Source organism: Thalassobacter sp. 16PALIMAR09, assembly GCF_000765485.1.
Classification (GTDB): domain Bacteria; phylum Pseudomonadota; class Alphaproteobacteria; order Rhodobacterales; family Rhodobacteraceae; genus Thalassobacter; species Thalassobacter stenotrophicus.
Genome location: NZ_JHAK01000017.1, coordinates 1 through 17,295, shown reverse-complemented (window position 1 = coordinate 17,295; position 17,295 = coordinate 1). Strand labels below are relative to the sequence as shown.

Here is a 17,295-nt window from a genome sequence, read left to right as displayed (position 1 = left end):
TTGCAGCATCCATGTGCCGTGCAGGGAAGACGCAACAACACCGTAATTGCTGCCCATTGTTCGTCCATTTGGGTCAATACCCCATCCGCCAACCTCTTCACTGACTGCTTCAGTTAAGGTTTTCACCACGTCACTGTAATTTGATGGGTGCAGATTGAGCGCGATGTGCAGGTGTTGACGTTTCTTTGGGGTGAATTCTGGAGCGCGAACTGCAATGAACAAGGAACCGTCTTGACGCATCATGTTCCGAAGTTTGCGCCATACTGTGCGGGTGATTGTTTGTATTTCATCACCTGCCAGGATCGTGATTTGTGCGTTTATGGGGCACCCAGCATTTGCTGCCGCTTCTTGCGAGATCTGCCAGCGACGTTGTCGTCGTGCGATGTCTGCGCGGGCTAAACGGTCAGCTTTTGTCTTCTTGAGCTGAGCGGCAGACTTCCTTCGCCTGTCTGTCTGCGCCATGCCTAAAATTCGCCTACTAATGATACGCGCGCGAGAGGCCGCGCCTGTTCACAGGATAAGCATTTGATGCTGAAACGGAAAATGAAGAGGGGGCTTTGCATCCTGAAAGCATAGCATTGTTTCAGTATTGCTACAATATATTGCGCACCTATCCACAATCATTACATCATATTGCGTCAGGCGCAAGTTTTTAGTTTTGATAATTGGAACTATCGTGTGGGTTAAACGCCGTCGTGTGGTTTCGTATTTTGAGTGTGTTTGTGCTTTTAACGTTAAACGCTATCCACCCCACAAGATGTCGGAATAAATGTGTAGTTATCCACAGGCCTTCCTTTTTTCTTATTTCTAGGGAAGATAAAAAATTGATTTAATTCGCTTAAAATAACTCGAAGACGAACAGCGCGAGCCTGAAAAAAGAGATTAGGACGACGGCGGAAGGCGGTCAAAGAGGCCGTATCACCCTTCCTGGATGGCGCGCATAATCAGGCCCGCGCCAAAGCCCGCCCCAGCCAAGGCGCCGCCCAAATGGGTCTGCCAGGCCATACCCAGCTGCTGATCAAGCCTCAACAGCAGGCCCAGTGTCACCAAGCCCATCAAAACCGCCGTCCATTTGGGGCGGATCGACAGAATATGGCCTTTTTGCACCAAGAACATCTCGTACAAACCCCAGACGGCGGCCAATCCCGCCACTGCCCCTGAGGCTCCGGTCATCAAACTGCCCGGCGGGGCGAGCCACAAAAAACCAAGCGCGCCCCCCAAGGCACCCACCCAAAATACCACAACAAAATCAGATATATACATCCAAGGCATCAAATACCACAGCAGATACAACGTGAGCAGATTGCCCAGCATATGTACCGATCCAATATGCAACAGAGCATGGCTAAAGAACATCACCCACGGCTGGGCCTCATAGAGCGGAGGCGTGCCTGTCAGATAAGCAGAATTGAAGGCCAATTTGGCAAAGCAAAAAATCCGCAGGCTACCATACCCGAAAGTTTCCGCCAGTGAGAGCAACATCTCAACCCCTGCGATCAACAACAACAGAGTCAGAATCGCAGTAGGCGGCCGTTTAAGGCGGTGTATTTGGCTGGCATCAGGCGAAGGTTTGGTTGAGGGGGTGTTCATAATCCCAATGTGAGCCGCGCGTACAAAAGTGTCTAGGCGCACAAATCGAGCTTCACATCGCGACCACAAGCGTGACATGATGGCTGCGCATCGTCATCATACAGCTTAACCATTTGCGCGCTCTAGGCCGCGCGGCATAACAAAAGGTAAATGCCAAACGTCGATTGGGCCAAAATATGATTACACCTATTTTATTATGTGGAGGCTCGGGCACCCGCCTTTGGCCCCTGTCTCGCAAAAGCTACCCCAAACAGTTCGTCCCCCTTGTGGGAGATGAAACGCTGTTCCAAGCCTCTGCCCGGCGCACCCATGCGACGGGATTTGCACTGCCCGTTGTCGTCACGGGCAGTGATTTTCGCTTTATCGTGGTCGAACAGCTGCAGCAGGCCGGGATCGACCCCGGTGCGGTGCTGATTGAACCCTCTGCGCGCAACACCGCCCCTGCGGTTTTGGCCGCCGTTGCCCATGTCCACCGCCAAGACCCAGAGGCTTTGGTGCTGGTCGCACCCGCCGATCACGTGGTGCCAGATGCAGCCGCCTTCCGCGCCGCGGTGCAAGCCGGGGTGCCCGCCGCGCAGTCGGGCCAGATCGTCACCTTTGGCATCACCCCTGATCGCCCCGAAACGGGCTATGGCTATCTGGAGGCCGCCAGCGCCCCTGCAAATGGCCAAGCCACGCCCCTGACCCGCTTTGTCGAAAAACCCGACGCCGAGGCTGCCGCGCATATGCTGGCAGCGGGCAATTTCCTGTGGAACGCAGGCTTGTTCTTGGCCCGCGCCGATGTGCTTGAGGCCGCTTTTACCGCCCACGCCCCCGATGTTGTGGCCCCGGTCACAGAGTCCCTTGATACCGCGCAAACCGATTTGGGGTTCTTGCGGCTAGATCCAGATGCGTGGGAAACCGCGCCCGATATCTCAATCGATTACGCCGTGATGGAACGCGCGCCCAACCTGTCGGTTGTGCCGTTTTCTGCGGGCTGGTCCGATTTGGGCGGGTGGGAGGCCGTGCGCATCGAAATGGGCATCGATGATGCAGGCAACGCCACTCACGGGCCCGCCACTGCCATCGGTTGCACCGGATCATTGCTGCGCGCCGAAAGCACCGCGCAAACGCTGATCGGGATCGGACTTGAGGATATGGTGGCCGTGGCCATGCCCGATGCAGTGCTGGTCGCCCCCCTAGCCCGCGCCCAAGAGGTCAAACAAGCCGTCTCCGCCCTTAAGGCGCAAAAAGCCCCCCAAGCGACCGAATTTCCCAAGGATCACCGCCCTTGGGGCTGGTTCGAGAGCCTCGTGATTGGCGATATCTTTCAGGTTAAACGCATCCACGTGAACCCCGGCGCACAACTCAGCCTACAAAGCCACGAACACCGGTCTGAGCATTGGATCGTGGTCGAAGGCGTGGCTGAGGTCACGATCGGCGGCACCATCAAGCAGGTCCCGGCCAATGAAAGCGTGTTTATTCCCCTTGGGGTCAAACACCGCATGGCCAATAAAACCGACGCACCCATGGTCCTGATCGAAGTACAAACCGGCACCTATTTCGGCGAGGATGACATCGTGCGCTATGAGGACATCTACGCGCGTGGTCAGGGCGCAAAAGGCTGATCCAACTTGCGAGGCGGCAGGCCCCTGCCCCACCAGCGGGCAAAATTTAACCCAAACGCAAACCGCGCCTTAGCCGCCCTGCAACACGGCCTCAATACGGGCGACGTCTTCGGGGTTGTTCAACTCCCAAAACACGCGCCCTCGGGCGTCGACCTCTACGCACATCACGGGCGTGCCGTTTTCCACAAAGCGCAGCTGTTCCAGCCCCTCGCGTGCCTCAAGCGTGCCTTCGGGCCAAGTGACATATTGCGCCAAGGCCGTGGGCCGGTAGGCATAGACGCCCACGTGGTGAAACACCGGGATCGGCTCCGGCACTTTGCCCGGATCGATGTAGGGGATCACCTCCTTGGAAAAATAGAGAGCGCGGTTTTGCGTATCAAACACCGCCGTAGTGCCCCCGACCCGCCCCGCCGCACGATCCTCACGGAACATCCCATAGGTGGCCGCATCACACCGCAAAACCGGGGTCGCGACCTGTGCCTGCGGGTTGGCGGCCATGGCCGCGATCAACGCCTCTAGGAACCATGGGGGCGTCAGGGGGGCGTCACCTTGCAGGTTTACCACCAAATCAGTCTCTAAACCGGCGTTTTTCAAGGCTTCGGCGCAGCGCGCAGTCCCGTTCTCGGCCTCGGGCGCGGTCATGATGACCTCTGCGCCGAACCCGCGGGCCGCATCCGCGATCCGGTCGTCATCCGTGGCCACATAAACCGCGTCAACGCCCGCAATCCCTTGGGCCGCCTCCCATGTCATCTGGATCAGGCTTTTGCGGCTGCCGTCGGCCTGTACCATTTCGGCCAGTGGCTTGCCCGGATACCGGGTTGAGGCATAGCGCGCAGGGATCAGAATATTGGTTTTCATGGGGTGTCCTTTCCTGCCGCCCTAGGCGACGCCTGCCCGCAGCAGATCATGAATATGCAAAATGCCCACCGGCGCATCCGCTTGCGTCACCATCAGGACCGAGATCTTGGCGCTTTGCATGGTGGCCAAAGCGGCCGCAGCCAGCGTATCGGGCGTCACGGAGCGCGGATCGCGCGTGGCCACCTCAGCGGCGGTTTTGCCCATCAGATCGGCCATGTTGCGGCGCAAATCCCCGTCCGTGACAACCCCCACCAGACGCGCGCCATCAACCACACCGGTGATCCCGAACCCCTTGGAGGTCATCTCCAGCAGCGCCTCGGACATCGGCGTTCCGGCCTGCACCAAGGGCATTTCATCGCCCCCATGCATCAGGTCCGCGACCTTGGCCATCTGCGCGCCCAGCTTGCCGCCCGGATGAAACACCGCGAAATCTTCGGCCGTGAACCCCCGCCCCCGCAACAAGGCCACCGCCAGCGCATCCCCCATGGCCAAGGCCAGTGTGGTGGAGGTGGTGGGCACCATACCGATGCCACAGGCCTCGGGCTGTTTGGGCAGGGTCAAACGGTAGGTGGCCGCCCGCGCCAACGTGCTGCCCGCATTCGAGGTCAGCGCCACAAGCGGCACATTGAACCGCAAACAATGGCCCAGAATATCCTTCAACTCGGCGGTTTCACCCGAGTTAGACAGCAACAGACACACATCCGCCCGCGTGATCATACCCAAGTCCCCGTGCGACGCCTCACCGGGGTGAACGAATTGCGCAGGGGTTCCGGTCGAGGCCAGGGTCGCCACGATCTTGGCCCCGATATGACCGGATTTGCCCATGCCCGAAACGATGACCCGCCCCTCGGCCCCTGCGATCAGGGCCACAACATCGGCAAAATCTTCGGGCAGGTCTGCGGCAAGCGCCGTCAGGCCCGCGCTTTCGGTCTCAAGGACTTCGCGGGCAATGTCGGCGGCGGTCGGGGCAAGGGGGGCTGTATGCGTCATGGCGCGGTTATGGGCACGCTCAGGACCAAGGTCAATTGACCCCTGCCGCCTACGCGCCCGCGATCATCGGCTTGGCCACCGCATCCAGCGCCTTGAGCTGGCTCAGCAGTGTTTCCAGCTGGTCCAGCGGCACCATATTGGGCCCGTCCGAGGGGGCGGCATCGGGATTGTCGTGGGTCTCGATAAAGACCCCGGCCACGCCCACAGCCACCGCAGCCCGCGCCAAAACCGACACATATTCGCGCTGCCCGCCCGAGCTTCCGCCCTGCCCGCCCGGCTGCTGCACCGAATGGGTCGCATCAAAGATCACCGGCGCCCCGGTGCTCGCCATTTCCGGCAGGCTCCGGAAATCCGTCACAAGCGTGTTGTAGCCAAAGCTTGCGCCGCGTTCGGTCAACATCACATCCCGCGCGCCCGAATTCACCACCTTGGACACCGCGTTGGCCATGTCCCACGGGGCCAGAAACTGCCCCTTTTTGATGTTCACGACCCGCCCAGTATGGGCTGCGGCCACCAACAGATCGGTCTGACGGCTCAGGAAAGCGGGGATTTGCAGGATATCAACCACCTCGGCCACGGTGGCGCAATGATGCGGCTCATGGACGTCCGTCAGGACCGCCATCCCAAAGGTGGATTTGATCTCGGCAAAGACCTCAAGGGCCGCGTCCATCCCAATGCCGCGCTTGCCCGATAGGCTGGTGCGGTTGGCCTTGTCGTATGAGGCTTTGAACACCGCCTGCACGCCCACGCGGTCCGCGATCTCTTTGATTTGGCCCGCCATCATCAATGCATGACCCCGGCTTTCCATCTGACACGGACCCAAAATGAACGACACAGGGGCCGCGTTATCAAACACAACCGGTGCGGCCTTGGGGCCGACGGTGATGGTTGGGTTTGGGGTGCTGGGCATGTCGGTCATCTCGAGGGTCCTTGGGCACGGGATCAGGGGTATGGGCGGAAAGAACCCACCGCATTTGGGCCTTGGTACTGTGGGCGGGCGGCCTTTTCCAGCACAACCCCACATTGCCCCTGCAAATGGGATGCACGCGACCCGCGCAAACGCCGAAAATTAACACTCTGTTAACTGCTCAGCCCGACATTTCGCTCCTCTTATTACACGCACATGCTGCTTAAAACCTTGTAGAGGTCACATTGTCTGACTCATCTCTCATCTTATCATTGCCCTATATTCAGTCTGCACAGGCCCAAAAACACGTCACCCATAACGAAGCCATTCGCACCCTCGACGTGATCGTCCAACCCACTGTGACCGAAGTTGGCCGCACAGACCCGCCCCAGGACCCCGTCCAAGGCGCGCGCTGCGTGGTGGGCACGGGTGGGACGGGTGATTGGGCCAGGCTCGATGGGTCCATCGCAGTGTGGGAAGACAGCGGCTGGACCGTCGTTGTGCCTTCGGCAGGTTGGACCACCCGTGCCACAGATACGCTGATCGAATGGGTCTATAACGGCAGCACTTGGATTTTGCCCGGCAACGCGGTGGAAACCTTGGGGGTGAACACCACCGCCGATAGCACCAATCGCCTCGCGGTCTCGGGCGCAAACACTCTGCTCAGCCACGAAGGCGCAGGCCACCAGTTGAAAATCAACAAGGCTGACACCGCCGAAACCGCAAGCCTCTTGTACCAAAGCAATTGGTCGGGGCGGGCGGAAATGGGTCTGACGGGCAGTGATAATTTCTCCGTCAAGGTGAGCGCGGATGGGACCACGTGGCTCACCGGGCTTGAGGTCGATGGCACCAGCGGCATGGTTAGCTTTCCGTCTGGGCCGTCTGCGCACCGATGGGGCTGAGGCTGCGGATCTGACCAGCTATAGTCTGCGGCATTATTTCCAACACGGCCCCGATACGCCCGACGGGGATGCCTGGAACACAGACGCCGAAACCACCCGCGCATTGATCTTTGGCGTCGACGACGCGCCCTTGTCCGAAGGCTGGCGGGACCTGACCGCAAGTTTCGCGGCCTATACGGCCCCGGATAACGGCAGCCTTGTGATCTACCTCAAGCCCGGTGGCAGCTATGGTGCGGACCAGCAAATCGTTTCAGAGATTGTCGTGGGATACACGCAATAGGGTCGGGGAGCTCCTCTTGAAAAATAGGTATCAAACCGGACCCATTGTTGCGCACGCGCAACAATGGGGCAACATTACTGACCTATTCCACGAAGTCGTCATCAAAGTCCCGCACCAGCCTTTTGACCGCTTCAAACAACGCATCATCCGCGCCCATGACCTGCAAAAGCCCTTTATTAGGCTCAAAACTGACCTGCGGGCGGCGAGGTTTGACAACGACCGCCTCGGCCAATTCCTTGGCCTCTTTGGCCTGTTCTGCGGCGGCCTCTACTTGGCTTTGCAGCACGGGTTTGGCGGCCAAGACGCGCTCCATCAAGGCGGCTTCCTCGGCGGGGCTGACCTCCGCTTGGGCGGCTAACAGATCGCGCAGGCGCACGCCCAAGGCAGCATCGGCGCTCACCGCTTTGACCAGCGCAAGGCCCGTCCGCTCAGACAGGTGGGCGGGGTGGCGCAGGCTGTCGCCCAAGGCCCGCACCAACGGCATTAACGCCTTGATCCGGGACCGTTTGGACCGCGTCACATGTTCATAGAGCGTTTGCAGCGCATCCTTTTCATCGGAAAACAGCCCGTTTTCCAGCGCGCGCACCACCATATGGGCCCGCTCATAGGGCGACAGGTCAACCCGAACCTCGTTTTCCTCGACCATGGCCACATAGGCGGCTTGGGCCGAGCCGTGGGAAATCACCTGCGCCTTTACGGTGCCAAAGGCCGGGTCCTCTTGGGCCAATTTACGCAAAGCAGCCATCCGCCGATATCCCGAGATCAGGCCATATCGCCCCGGTTGATCGGGCAGGGGGGTGACCTCAATCGGGGTGCTTTGCCCCCGCGCACGCATGGAGGCCACAAGGACCTCTAACTCTTCGCCGTACATCCCCATGCGGTCGCGCAGGATGTGGTGCATTTCGATAGCATCAAGGGGCAGGGCCTCTAGCAAGCGCCCCGTGGTGCGCGCCTCCGTGACAATGTCCGAGAGTTCTGTCAGAGCCGCGGTGCTCGCCGCCTGAGCGCTGACTTGGGCAATCGGCGGGGGCACGATGGAGGGGTTAGGAAAGGGCGATGCCTTGGCGTCCGGTGCGAGAGCTGCCTGTGGGGATAGCGCGGCGGCGGGGCTGAGACGTTTGCGTTTGGCCATATGGGTGTCCTCCTTGATCGGGGGCGGAGCCTAGCGGGGAGCAGAGACTGCGCCTAGGGGTTTCTTCCTCCTCAGAATACCTTAGTTAGGGTCTGTTTGACGGATGGGATCGGCTCACGTTGGTTGAGGGCGGTACGTTACAGATCATTCCGCCGCCTCCAGCTGGGCCAATTCATCCCGCCGCCAAACCCCCAGCAACAGCTTTTTAAAGGCCGCATAGGTCGCATCAAAGGTTTCGCGCCCCCGGGCATAGGTTTCACGGTTAAAATCGCGGTAATCGGCCTCATAGATGCCCGACACCTGTTCGCCCGCTTGGCCGATCAGGGCAGTAAACCCCTGCCGGTGCGGCGAGAGGGTCTTGCCCAGATAGGCCTGCATGAGGGCGGCCAGTTCCGCCTGCTGGCTTTCGTCATGGCGGGTCAGAACGGCGCGCACCGCATCCCACTCAAACGCCATCTCGGGCCGACCAAGGGCGCGGGCGGCGATGTTTTCGCCCTCTTCGATGGAGGCAAAAGTGGAATGGAGCATGTCGAAAAACCGCCCCGTACTGTCGAACTCAAGGAAGGATGCGCCAAGAGGCACCAAAAGGATATCGGCGGCCGCCAATCCATTGATCGTCAGATAACCAAGGGCAGGGGGCGTATCGATAAAGACGATGTCATAGTCATCCAACACACCGTCCGCCTCAAGCCGGTCCGTGAGCGCATCCCACAGCTTCCATCCCCGCGCGGCCATACGCCAGACGGGGATCTGGAACTCCGCCCAATAAAGGTTCAGCTGCGCCCCGATCAGGTCGATGTTGGGCCAATGGGTCGATTGGATCACGTCCTGCGTGCGGATGCCCAAGGCTTCGGCCAGGGTGTCATCCATGGGGACCGGCGCCTCACCCCGGTCCACGCGGCGTTGGTTGTCCGATTGCAGATGCTCGGCGTAGTGGCGCGCAAGCAGGGGGAACACAGTCTGCCATTCGTCCTCAACCTTGCCGCCAAAGATCGACGTCATGGAGCCTTGGCTATCCAGATCCACCACAAGGACCTTGTAGCCATCAAGGGCCGCAGACATCGCCAGATGCGCCGCCGTTGAGGTCTTGCCCACGCCGCCCTTAAAGTTGGCCACAGCGACCATCTTGGCGGGCAAGCCTGTAGGGCGGTAGGGGAGGTATTCCTTGGCCTTCGATCCCTCTTGGGCGAAATGGCTGCGCAGGCGCAAAACCTCATCAAGGGTGAACCACTTGGCCCCGCCTTCGGTTTCCGAGGTGCCTTGGGGCAGATCGGGGTTGGCTTTGAGCACGCGGCGGAAATGCGCTTGCGCCACGGGGATCAGATATCGCGTGATCTCCCATGTGGAAAACAGGCGCAGAGTTTTCTGCCCTTCGGCGTTTAACCCGCGGGAGGCCAGATCATTGCGTCCTTGGGCACAGGCGCCTGCGATATTGGCAAAACCTGCGCTGCTTACGGGTGCGTCGAGGTCGGCCAAAGCCGCATCTGGGTCGATATTGAAATAGGGAGGTAACATGCTCGTGCCCCGCCAATGTGTTGTGTTTTGCCTAGTATACGTAAAAACACCGCACATGGAATAAAAGAGAGCAAGTGGAAAAGATTTTCTCTGATTTTCTTAGTAAATTCCAACAGTAGGTCTTGGAGTGTGGCTAAAGAGTCTCTGTTAGATTTATGTTATTTATGTGTTACGCCTCTAAATCTGGTGTGCAAAGAATTATTCTTATTGAGATTTTTTTGGGGGGGGTGACTCTGAACCCACGTTAAAGCGACTCTGAAACCACGCACAGGCGACTCTGATCCCCCGATAGATTTTGACGCAGGCGGTGAGGCGGGGTTCACAGGTGTTGTGGATAACTCTAGGGTGTGTGTAACTAAAACCACGATAATGAGTCGCCCTTTGGTCCCCGGGTCAGAGAGGGGGCCGAGCAGTGAGCCAAACAGTGACCGCCCTAATCCCCGCTTCCGGCGGAGGCTTCTTCGTATGTGATGTTTTGAGCGCCATCCCCAAGGATGACCTCGCATCGATGGAGCATCCCCTTTTTTCACTCAGCACGCGGCCGGACCGCCGTATCCTGAACTATACGCATAATGATACCGAGATCACCGTCACCCCCAGTGTGCGCGGGTTGGCGACGATCCACGACAAGGACATCCTGATTTTTTGCATCAGCCAGTTGATGGCGGCGGTCAATGCGGGGCGGGCCACGGCGCGCACGCTGCATCTGCGGGCCCATGATCTGTTGGTGGCCACGGGGCGCGAAACCTCGGGGGATGCGTACCGACGGTTGCGCGACGCCTTTGAGCGGCTGGCGGGCACCCGGATCACCACCAACATCGAAGTGGGCGGGTGCGAGATCACCAGTGGCTTTGGCCTGATTGAGCGGTGGGAGATTGTGCGCGCTTCCAAGGGTGGGCGAATGGTGTCGGTGGCCGTGACGCTATCGGAATGGCTCTATGAGGCGGTGCTGTCAAAATCGGTGCTGACGCTGAGCCGTGAGTATTTTTCCCTGCGCAAACCATTGGAGCGGCGGCTCTATGAGATCGCGCGCAAACATTGCGGCCGCCAAGAGGCTTGGGTGATCTCGGTGGATGTCTTGTTAAAGAAGTCGGGATCGGCCTCGCCCCGGCGGGTGTTTCGCGCCATGGTCCGTGAGATGATCGCCGCCGACCCGCTGCCTGATTATCACATCGAAGAAATCGAAGGCGACAAGATCTGCTTTTCCTCTCGGGCACGGATGATCGAGCGGGAGGTTGCGGGGCAGGGCGGGCCGAGTCTGTCGCCTGCCACGCTGGAAAAGGCCCGCGCCTTGGCCCCCGGTTGGGACGTCTATGCCTTAGAGGCGGAGTGGCGCGGATATTGGCACGCCTCGGGGCGGCCGCGGCTGCGCTCGGCTGAGGCGGCGTTCTTGGGGTTTGTGAAGGGTAAGGGGGAGGCTTAGCGCCCTCCTTGGGATGGGGGCCTGTGATCTTGGGTCCCGCCCTTTTGGACCGCCCACTATATACATGCAGAAGAAAACCCAGGCGGTGGCGGCGCCTGCTCCAAGGGAATCGCGGATCGCTGTTTGCGAGTCGCACCCCCCGGGCGGGGCGCGGGTTTTTTTTGGTGGGGTGTTTTGGGCAGTGTGTCCCGCAGCCGCCCCCAAATGTTACAAAATCGGCAGTTTGCTCACGCGATCTGGAGGGTTGATCGCGCCCCCGTGAGGGCGGTGCGGAGATGAGAGAGCTATGTGTATTATCGCACGTTATATATGTAAATCTCACACTTACGTGCATTGAGATGCAGGTCCGCACATCGCATATTCATTTCATCAAACGGCGGCAAACACACCGCCTCACACAAACCGCCCACACCGGGCACCACACTCTTCAATGCCAAAACGGCGCATCGCCGGGCACACACAAAGGACGAACACAATGAAAACTCTTATCGCTTCCGCCGCTCTCGCACTCGCATTCACGGCTCCTGCTTTCGCAAACGACCAACTGGCAGCTTCCCTCGGCGTCGACGCCGGCCAGTACACGCTCTCTGAGCTGGCGCAGATCAAAGCCAATCAAGACACGGATGGAGGAGTTAAAATTCTTGTAGGCGGTTCAGATGACGCCGTGTTTTCAAGCCGCGGTCAATCCGCAGGATATGCACAATTGACCGCGAGCCTAGGTGTCGACGCCGGCCAATACACACTCTCTGAACTGGTACAGATCAAAGCCAATCAAGACGATGACACTGGACCACGGATTGTCATCGGTGGTGATGATGCAGCATCGGTCTCAACACGGGGCGGCACTGCTGGATACGCTCAATTGGCTGCGAGCCTTGGTGTTGAGGCAGGGGTTTATACCCTCTCGGAGCTCGTACAAATCAAGGCCGATCAAGATCAGGACGAAGGCCCCCGGTTTACATTTATTCGCTAAGCGAAGCCTAGGTCGGAGCCCCCTAGAGGGCTCCGATCCACACATCCCACCTCTCTCCCTTTGGGTTCCGTCCCTCTCATCCTCCCCCAACTCTTTTGAACATGCGGAACCCACACGAGGTGTGTGTGGCCTGACACCCCGGACGACCTTGCGTCGCCGGGGTGTCAGCGTTTTTGGGGGTGGGTGTTATTGAGCTGCGCCGCGCAACCCTTCTTCTAGGGCTACACTCAGTGCTTCCATAGGAGCGGCTAGGGGGTAGTGATGATTGCCGATGAACAACCCATGGCTGTCGATGTGATCGGCATTTGGTAGGCTGCGGTGAATAGAGTGATCCATTAGGGCACAGACTTCATTTTTGGCAAAGTTACCGGCCACGATTGGGCGACATTCAATCCCATGTGCGCGCAAAGCTTCTAACAACTGAGCTCGGGGAATATTTACCTCACGCTTGAGTACCATGGAAAAACCGAACCAAGAGCTTTGCCCAATTTCACGCTGAACCTGAATTTCGGGAAAGCGATCCATCATGGTGCGGAAGCGATCCGCGTTAGCGCGCCGTTCCGAGACAATCATCGGAAGTTTCGCGATCTGTTCTTGCCCAATAGCACCCGACATTTCGAGGGGGCGCAGATTATAACCGGGCAGCACAAAGCGGAAGCTTTCTTCAAACGGATCGTCGCCTTTGACACCTGTGACGTGATTTTCGCGGGGCAAGTTTCGGGTCCAACCGTGGGCTCGCATCGACAACATAATGTGATACAGTTCTTCGTCGTCGGTCACCACGACACCGCCTTCCATGGTGGAAATATGGTGTGAGAAAAACGCGCTGTAGCTGCCCGCTATCCCAAAGGTTCCTGCCTGTTTGCCGCCAAACGTGGCGCCCATGCTTTCACAATTATCTTCCATGACAACGATATCACGCCCGTCAATAATACGGGTGAGAGCCTCAAAATCGTTTGGGTTCCCCAGAAGGTTCACGACCATGATGGCGCGGGTTTTGTCCGTTACGGCGGCTTCTAGGGCTGAGATGTCGTAGTTCAGCGTCTCGGCGTCCACATCCACAAACTTCAAATGCAGCCCATATTGGTGCAGTGGAAAATAGGTTGTGGACCATGACACCGCAGGTACGATGACCTCATCCCCGGGTTTTAGACTGTGTTTTGAATGATAACGCAGAGCGGCCACATATAATAAGTTGGCGCTAGAGCCAGAATTGACCATGATCGCGAATTTAGACCCCATGGTTTCGGCGAACATGGTTTCAAAGCGCGCAACCTCGGGTCCCATGGAAAACATGCCGCTATCGACGACGCGCTGAATGGCAGCATATTCCTTGTCATCCCAAGAGGTCGTGGCGAGCGGAAAAGCGGGGGCTGTCATGAATGGTGCTCCAGAAAATGTTGGTAGGTTGCGGCGATCGCCTCTTCTAGTGAGGTTTGGGCCTGCCAGCCAAGCGCGGTGGCGCGGCCTACATCAGTGAGTTTTTGGGCCATACCTGTGGGGCGGCTGAGATCATGGGTGAAGTGTCCTTCCCATCCGATAACCCGCGCAGCGGTCGCATAATAATCGTTTACGCTATGGTCGTGGCCAAGGCCGAGATTGAGCATGTTGGGGAGGTCGTCAAACGACTCTGCTGCCCACCACACACCATCGGCCATATCCTGGCCAAACATAAACTCACGCCGTGCGGTGCCATCTCCCCAGATTTCTACGGAGGGGGCGTTTGCAGCTTTCGCCTCATATACTTTGCGGATGATCGCAGGCAAAAGGTGGCTGACGGCGGGATCGAACTTGTCAAAATAACCAAATAGGTTACAGGGGATCAGCGTCTTATAGCTGAGATGGCTGGTGGCTGTGATGTAATCAGCCAGCCGTGCGGCCATCAATTTCGCCAGTGCATAGCCTTCGTTGGTAGGTTCCAGTTCGCCCTTGCCAATCTGGTCTTCGCACAGGGGGTTTTCTGCATCACGCGGGTACATGCACGAGGACCCTATATTGAGTACGCGTGGGATGCGGGCAGATTTTGCCGCCATCAAAATGTTGCGGCCCATATCAGCGTTATCCACGAGGAATTCTACGGGCTGAGCCATGTTCGCTTGGATGCCGCCCACGCGGCCTGCGGCGTGGATGATCAGATCAGGTGCCATGGCGGCAACAGTTGCGGTGGTGGCGGCGCTGTCTAGCAGGTTCAATTCATTTGAACGGGGGGCCAGGATGTCATGCGCCTGAGCGCGAGGGTGCGCGCGCAGGTTGCGCCCCACGAGGCCACTGCCTCCGGTGATCAAAACGCGCATTTTTTCTCCTGCGAGTATCGGGTTCTGTGCTGTGGGGAGGGTGGTGCCATAGGCTTAAGAGCGGGGCAAGGGTGTGGCGGCGCACGTTCAATTTACGTTTGCTCATAGGGATGAGCCGTGCAGGTCATAGCACCACACAATAGCGCACGCGCTGCGGCGCCAGAAAAGGCCCAAGATCCAGATCTGAGCCTAAGGTTTGGGACGATAGCTCCGTTCTCGTCGCATCACTGGGCAATAGGAACGGCGCCCCCAAACCTTATGAAAGTACCTTTTATCGCATTTCTGCACGGGCTTCGGCCAAATCTGCAGCGGCCATTTCGGTGACGAGATCTGCAAAGCTGGTTTCCGGCGTCCAGCCGAGCTTTTCGCGCGCGCGGGTTGCGTCGCCCAAAAGGGTTTCGACCTCGGCGGGGCGGAAATAGCGAGGATCGACGGAGACGATGATATTGCCCTGCGCGTCCCGGCCGACTTCATTCAGGCCTTCACCTTCGAAGGTGATCTGCATATCCAAAGCAGCACAGGCGGCTTTGACAAAGTCGCGCACCGAATATTGGACGCCCGTGGCAATAACAAAATCCTCTGGTGTGTCCTGTTGCAGCATCAGCCACATCATCTGCACATAATCGCGTGCATGGCCCCAGTCGCGCAGAGCATCCATATTCCCCAGCTTAAGCACCCCACCCGTGCCCAGTTTGATCCGAGCCAGCGCACGGGTGATTTTGCGCGTCACGAAGGTTTCACCGCGCAGGGGGCTTTCGTGGTTAAACAGGATGCCGTTGCAGGCATGCAGCCCATAGGCCTCACGGTAGTTTACTGTAATCCAATAGGCATACAGTTTGGCTACCGCATAGGGTGAGCGCGGATAGAACGGCGTGGTTTCGCGTTGCGGAGTTTCTTGGACCAGTCCGTATAGCTCTGAGGTGGAGGCTTGGTAGAAACGGGTTGTTTCGCCCATGCCGAGAAACCGGATGGCTTCCAGCAGGCGCAGGGGGCCAAGTGCGTCCGAATTGGCGGTGTATTCTGGCTCTTCGAAAGAGACAGCAACGTGGGATTGCGCCGCAAGGTTATACACCTCATCGGGGCGGACCTCTTGGAGAATGCGGGTCAGTGACGAACTATCCGTCATGTCGCCATGGTGCAAAACGAATTGGCCCGTCTGGCCGGGTGTGCCATCAAACAAGTGATCAATGCGCGCCGTGTTGAACAATGAGGTGCGGCGCTTAATTCCGTGCACTTCATAGCCTTTCTCCAGAAGAAATTCGGACAAGTAGGCCCCGTCTTGTCCGGTGATGCCGGTGATGAGCGCGCGCTTGGGCGCAGGCGATGATGTGGTCATGGGAGGTCCTCCAATTGTGCCCGTCTGGTGCCATAGGGTTTGCGTGCGTGCAAGGCGCGGGGCCTGTGGCAAGACTTACGCCGCTTCGCCATCGATAGGGGCAGCGCTGAAATCAATAAGCTAACTGGCTTCACCATCGCCTATAAGCCCTTAAAACGTGGTCGTCGTGTCGTGGGAGTTCAGCTGACATGAGACCATAAGGCCCCAGATGATTTGATCGAAACACAATGCGAGTTAGATTGCACCCGCATAGGCAGAACTACTCGTCGGAATAGCCTGGTCGAAACAATCACACAAGAGCGCCAAAGGCTTGCAGACGCCTGGCTAGACCAGATCAATCGAATCGCGCTGATACCCCCCCTGAGCCGCAAGTGAACCGCGACGCTAAGCCCAATGACGAAGACCTATCTGTGCGTCTTGCACGCGCTGAAGCGGCGCTCGATGCTGAGCGTGAGAAAACTGCGATACTTGAGCGTCATCTTGATGATGTGCGCCGGATGCTGCCGCCACCAGATGCTAAGCCGCGTCGCTGGTGGCGCTGGTAAACCCCTGTATCCGCTCACTGCGAAAAACTTGTTAAAAATTCATAAGATACTGATAAATATAACAAATTGCAGCTCACCTCCCCCTGAAACAAAATTACGCGTGTGTTCAAAAACGCGTTGTAGGCGGTGATTTATCGTTAAGCTTTTGAAATTACTGCATAAGACAAAATACATAATGCGTCTTATCGGAAATCAATATTCCCTGCGCGCACATGAGATGTCAGAAAATTAGTATAAAATTTCCGTAAACGCACCTGATGGGGTCAATGCGGGCAGGTGTATCATTCATCATACTAAAGACGCCCTTCCCATGACTTCTTGTGGCTAAGAACTATCTGCGCCTCGCACGTATCTCCGCAACGCTCACCCTCAAGAAGACCCTCAGCCCAAATCGAAGTCGCTCAGAGGATCGTCAGGAACTCCATGAAGATGTGCGACCAAGGGCATGGCTTGGGGCTTGCCGTAGGTGCGATCCAAAATAGCACAAGCAGCTGAGATACGTGCGGCTTCGCTTTGCCCGCTGAGTGCAATGGTTGCCAAAGCTGAGATAGCAGTTTCGACATGATCCGCTGTGAGATCTGCCAAGGCGGCACGCCTAGCAGCCGTGTCAGTGTTTGGTGTTCCTGCCCGGCGGCCAGCACCAGGTCGTGATCCACCTCTAGGCATGTTTGATTTCCGATGAAAAACTATCAAAGGTGCTGAGAGGCGCTGCGAGGGGCCTTGCAGGCTCATCCTGCATTACTGACGCAGATATTGCGGAGCAGACCCTTACGTGCTTCAGGGGCGCGCTCAAGCCCTCTGACGCGTCTTCTTGATGCTTCTTTGTCAGCTTCATGAGATCTTGTGATCGTTCATGTTGCCCAATAGCTTTTCGTTTGCCCGATCCTTTGCCTGCATATTGGACAAGAGCATCGTATGAACTGTTCAAAGCTTCCAGGTGTCG

General features: G+C 58.0%; 19 protein-coding genes. 7 read left to right on the top strand and 12 right to left on the bottom strand.

The features are described 5' to 3' along the window. Positions 1 to 462, bottom strand: a 462-nt coding sequence (locus PM04_RS16650) for a hypothetical protein (RefSeq protein ID WP_038008968.1), incomplete at its 3' end; no start/stop codon positions are given. Positions 463 to 918: 456 nt separating this feature from the next. Beyond that, positions 919 to 1,482 carry a rhomboid family intramembrane serine protease gene (locus PM04_RS16645; RefSeq protein WP_161785923.1) on the bottom strand — a complete coding sequence of 188 codons (564 nt, stop codon included), beginning with the start codon at positions 1,480 to 1,482 and terminating at the stop codon, positions 919 to 921. 284 nt (positions 1,483 to 1,766) lie between these two features. Here PM04_RS16645 and PM04_RS16640 point away from each other — a divergent pair, with 284 nt between their 5' ends. Beyond that, the gene (locus PM04_RS16640) at positions 1,767 to 3,197 is read left to right on the top strand and encodes a mannose-1-phosphate guanylyltransferase/mannose-6-phosphate isomerase (RefSeq protein WP_038008965.1); all 1,431 of its coding nucleotides are present in this window, start codon (positions 1,767 to 1,769) and stop codon (positions 3,195 to 3,197) included. 69 nt (positions 3,198 to 3,266) lie between these two features. On the opposite strand, the gene PM04_RS16635 is transcribed toward PM04_RS16640, so the two are convergent. From PM04_RS16635 to kdsA, 3 genes are read right to left on the bottom strand one after another with little or no spacing between them, the layout of a single operon-like run. Beyond that, entirely contained in the window at positions 3,267 to 4,055 is a 789-nt protein-coding gene (locus PM04_RS16635) for a 3-deoxy-manno-octulosonate cytidylyltransferase (protein ID WP_038008964.1), read from the bottom strand. A 21-nt stretch (positions 4,056 to 4,076) separates the two neighbouring features. After that, complete coding sequence (locus PM04_RS16630) at positions 4,077 to 5,045, bottom strand: SIS domain-containing protein (RefSeq protein ID WP_038008961.1); 969 nt, start codon at positions 5,043 to 5,045, stop codon at positions 4,077 to 4,079. 49 nt (positions 5,046 to 5,094) lie between these two features. Continuing rightward, entirely contained in the window at positions 5,095 to 5,964 is an 870-nt protein-coding gene (kdsA, locus tag PM04_RS16625) for a 3-deoxy-8-phosphooctulonate synthase (RefSeq protein WP_152600870.1), read from the bottom strand. A 233-nt stretch (positions 5,965 to 6,197) separates the two neighbouring features. Between kdsA and PM04_RS16620 the strand changes: the two genes are divergently transcribed. Continuing rightward, positions 6,198 to 6,854: a DUF2793 domain-containing protein gene (locus PM04_RS16620; RefSeq protein WP_052077331.1), complete on the top strand. Its 657-nt coding sequence runs from the start codon at positions 6,198 to 6,200 to the stop codon at positions 6,852 to 6,854. Next, the gene (locus PM04_RS16615; RefSeq protein WP_038008960.1) at positions 6,796 to 7,134 is read left to right on the top strand and encodes a hypothetical protein; all 339 of its coding nucleotides are present in this window, start codon (positions 6,796 to 6,798) and stop codon (positions 7,132 to 7,134) included. Before PM04_RS16620 ends, PM04_RS16615 begins: the two co-directional genes overlap by 59 nt. A gap of 82 nt (positions 7,135 to 7,216) precedes the next feature. Here the strand turns inward: PM04_RS16615 and PM04_RS16610 are convergent, their stop codons facing one another. Together PM04_RS16610 and PM04_RS16605 are read right to left on the bottom strand one after the other, a co-directional pair. Further along, positions 7,217 to 8,266 carry a ParB N-terminal domain-containing protein gene (locus PM04_RS16610; protein WP_038008957.1) on the bottom strand — a complete coding sequence of 350 codons (1,050 nt, stop codon included), beginning with the start codon at positions 8,264 to 8,266 and terminating at the stop codon, positions 7,217 to 7,219. 144 nt (positions 8,267 to 8,410) lie between these two features. Beyond that, on the bottom strand, positions 8,411 to 9,781 hold the full coding sequence (locus PM04_RS16605; RefSeq protein ID WP_038008955.1) for an AAA family ATPase: 1,371 nt from the start codon (positions 9,779 to 9,781) through the stop codon (positions 8,411 to 8,413). Between the two features lie 508 nt (positions 9,782 to 10,289). Between PM04_RS16605 and PM04_RS16600 the strand changes: the two genes are divergently transcribed. Together PM04_RS16600 and PM04_RS16595 are read left to right on the top strand one after the other, a co-directional pair. Then, complete coding sequence (locus PM04_RS16600) at positions 10,290 to 11,204, top strand: replication initiator protein A (protein ID WP_084212724.1); 915 nt, start codon at positions 10,290 to 10,292, stop codon at positions 11,202 to 11,204. Positions 11,205 to 11,679: 475 nt separating this feature from the next. After that, positions 11,680 to 12,177, top strand: a complete 498-nt coding sequence (locus PM04_RS16595; RefSeq protein WP_038008949.1) for a hypothetical protein — start codon at positions 11,680 to 11,682, stop codon at positions 12,175 to 12,177. Positions 12,178 to 12,363: 186 nt separating this feature from the next. Here PM04_RS16595 and PM04_RS16590 read toward each other — a convergent pair whose 3' ends face one another. The 3 genes from PM04_RS16590 to gmd all read right to left on the bottom strand — a co-directional run bounded on the left by PM04_RS16590 (position 12,364) and on the right by gmd (position 15,807). Continuing rightward, positions 12,364 to 13,557, bottom strand: a complete 1,194-nt coding sequence (locus tag PM04_RS16590) for a DegT/DnrJ/EryC1/StrS aminotransferase family protein (RefSeq protein WP_038008948.1) — start codon at positions 13,555 to 13,557, stop codon at positions 12,364 to 12,366. Further along, entirely contained in the window at positions 13,554 to 14,471 is a 918-nt protein-coding gene (locus PM04_RS16585) for an NAD-dependent epimerase/dehydratase family protein (protein WP_038008947.1), read from the bottom strand. The genes PM04_RS16590 and PM04_RS16585 overlap by 4 nt, the downstream gene beginning before the upstream one ends. A 271-nt stretch (positions 14,472 to 14,742) precedes the next feature. Next, complete coding sequence (gene gmd, locus PM04_RS16580) at positions 14,743 to 15,807, bottom strand: GDP-mannose 4,6-dehydratase (RefSeq protein WP_038008945.1); 1,065 nt, start codon at positions 15,805 to 15,807, stop codon at positions 14,743 to 14,745. A 39-nt stretch (positions 15,808 to 15,846) separates the two neighbouring features. On the opposite strand from gmd, the gene PM04_RS18435 reads away from it, so the two are divergent. Both PM04_RS18435 and PM04_RS18025 read left to right on the top strand, forming a co-directional pair. Next, entirely contained in the window at positions 15,847 to 15,999 is a 153-nt protein-coding gene (locus tag PM04_RS18435) for a RepB family plasmid replication initiator protein (RefSeq protein WP_152600869.1), read from the top strand. Positions 16,000 to 16,178: 179 nt separating this feature from the next. After that, positions 16,179 to 16,352: a hypothetical protein gene (locus tag PM04_RS18025; protein WP_161785922.1), complete on the top strand. Its 174-nt coding sequence runs from the start codon at positions 16,179 to 16,181 to the stop codon at positions 16,350 to 16,352. 381 nt (positions 16,353 to 16,733) lie between these two features. On the opposite strand, the gene PM04_RS16575 is transcribed toward PM04_RS18025, so the two are convergent. Together PM04_RS16575 and PM04_RS18280 are read right to left on the bottom strand one after the other, a co-directional pair. After that, a complete protein-coding gene (locus PM04_RS16575) occupies positions 16,734 to 16,937 on the bottom strand; it encodes a hypothetical protein (RefSeq protein ID WP_152600868.1) in 204 nt (67 codons plus the stop codon). A 73-nt stretch (positions 16,938 to 17,010) separates the two neighbouring features. Then, on the bottom strand, positions 17,011 to 17,295 hold a 285-nt coding region (locus PM04_RS18280), incomplete at its 5' end, for a hypothetical protein (protein ID WP_235281475.1).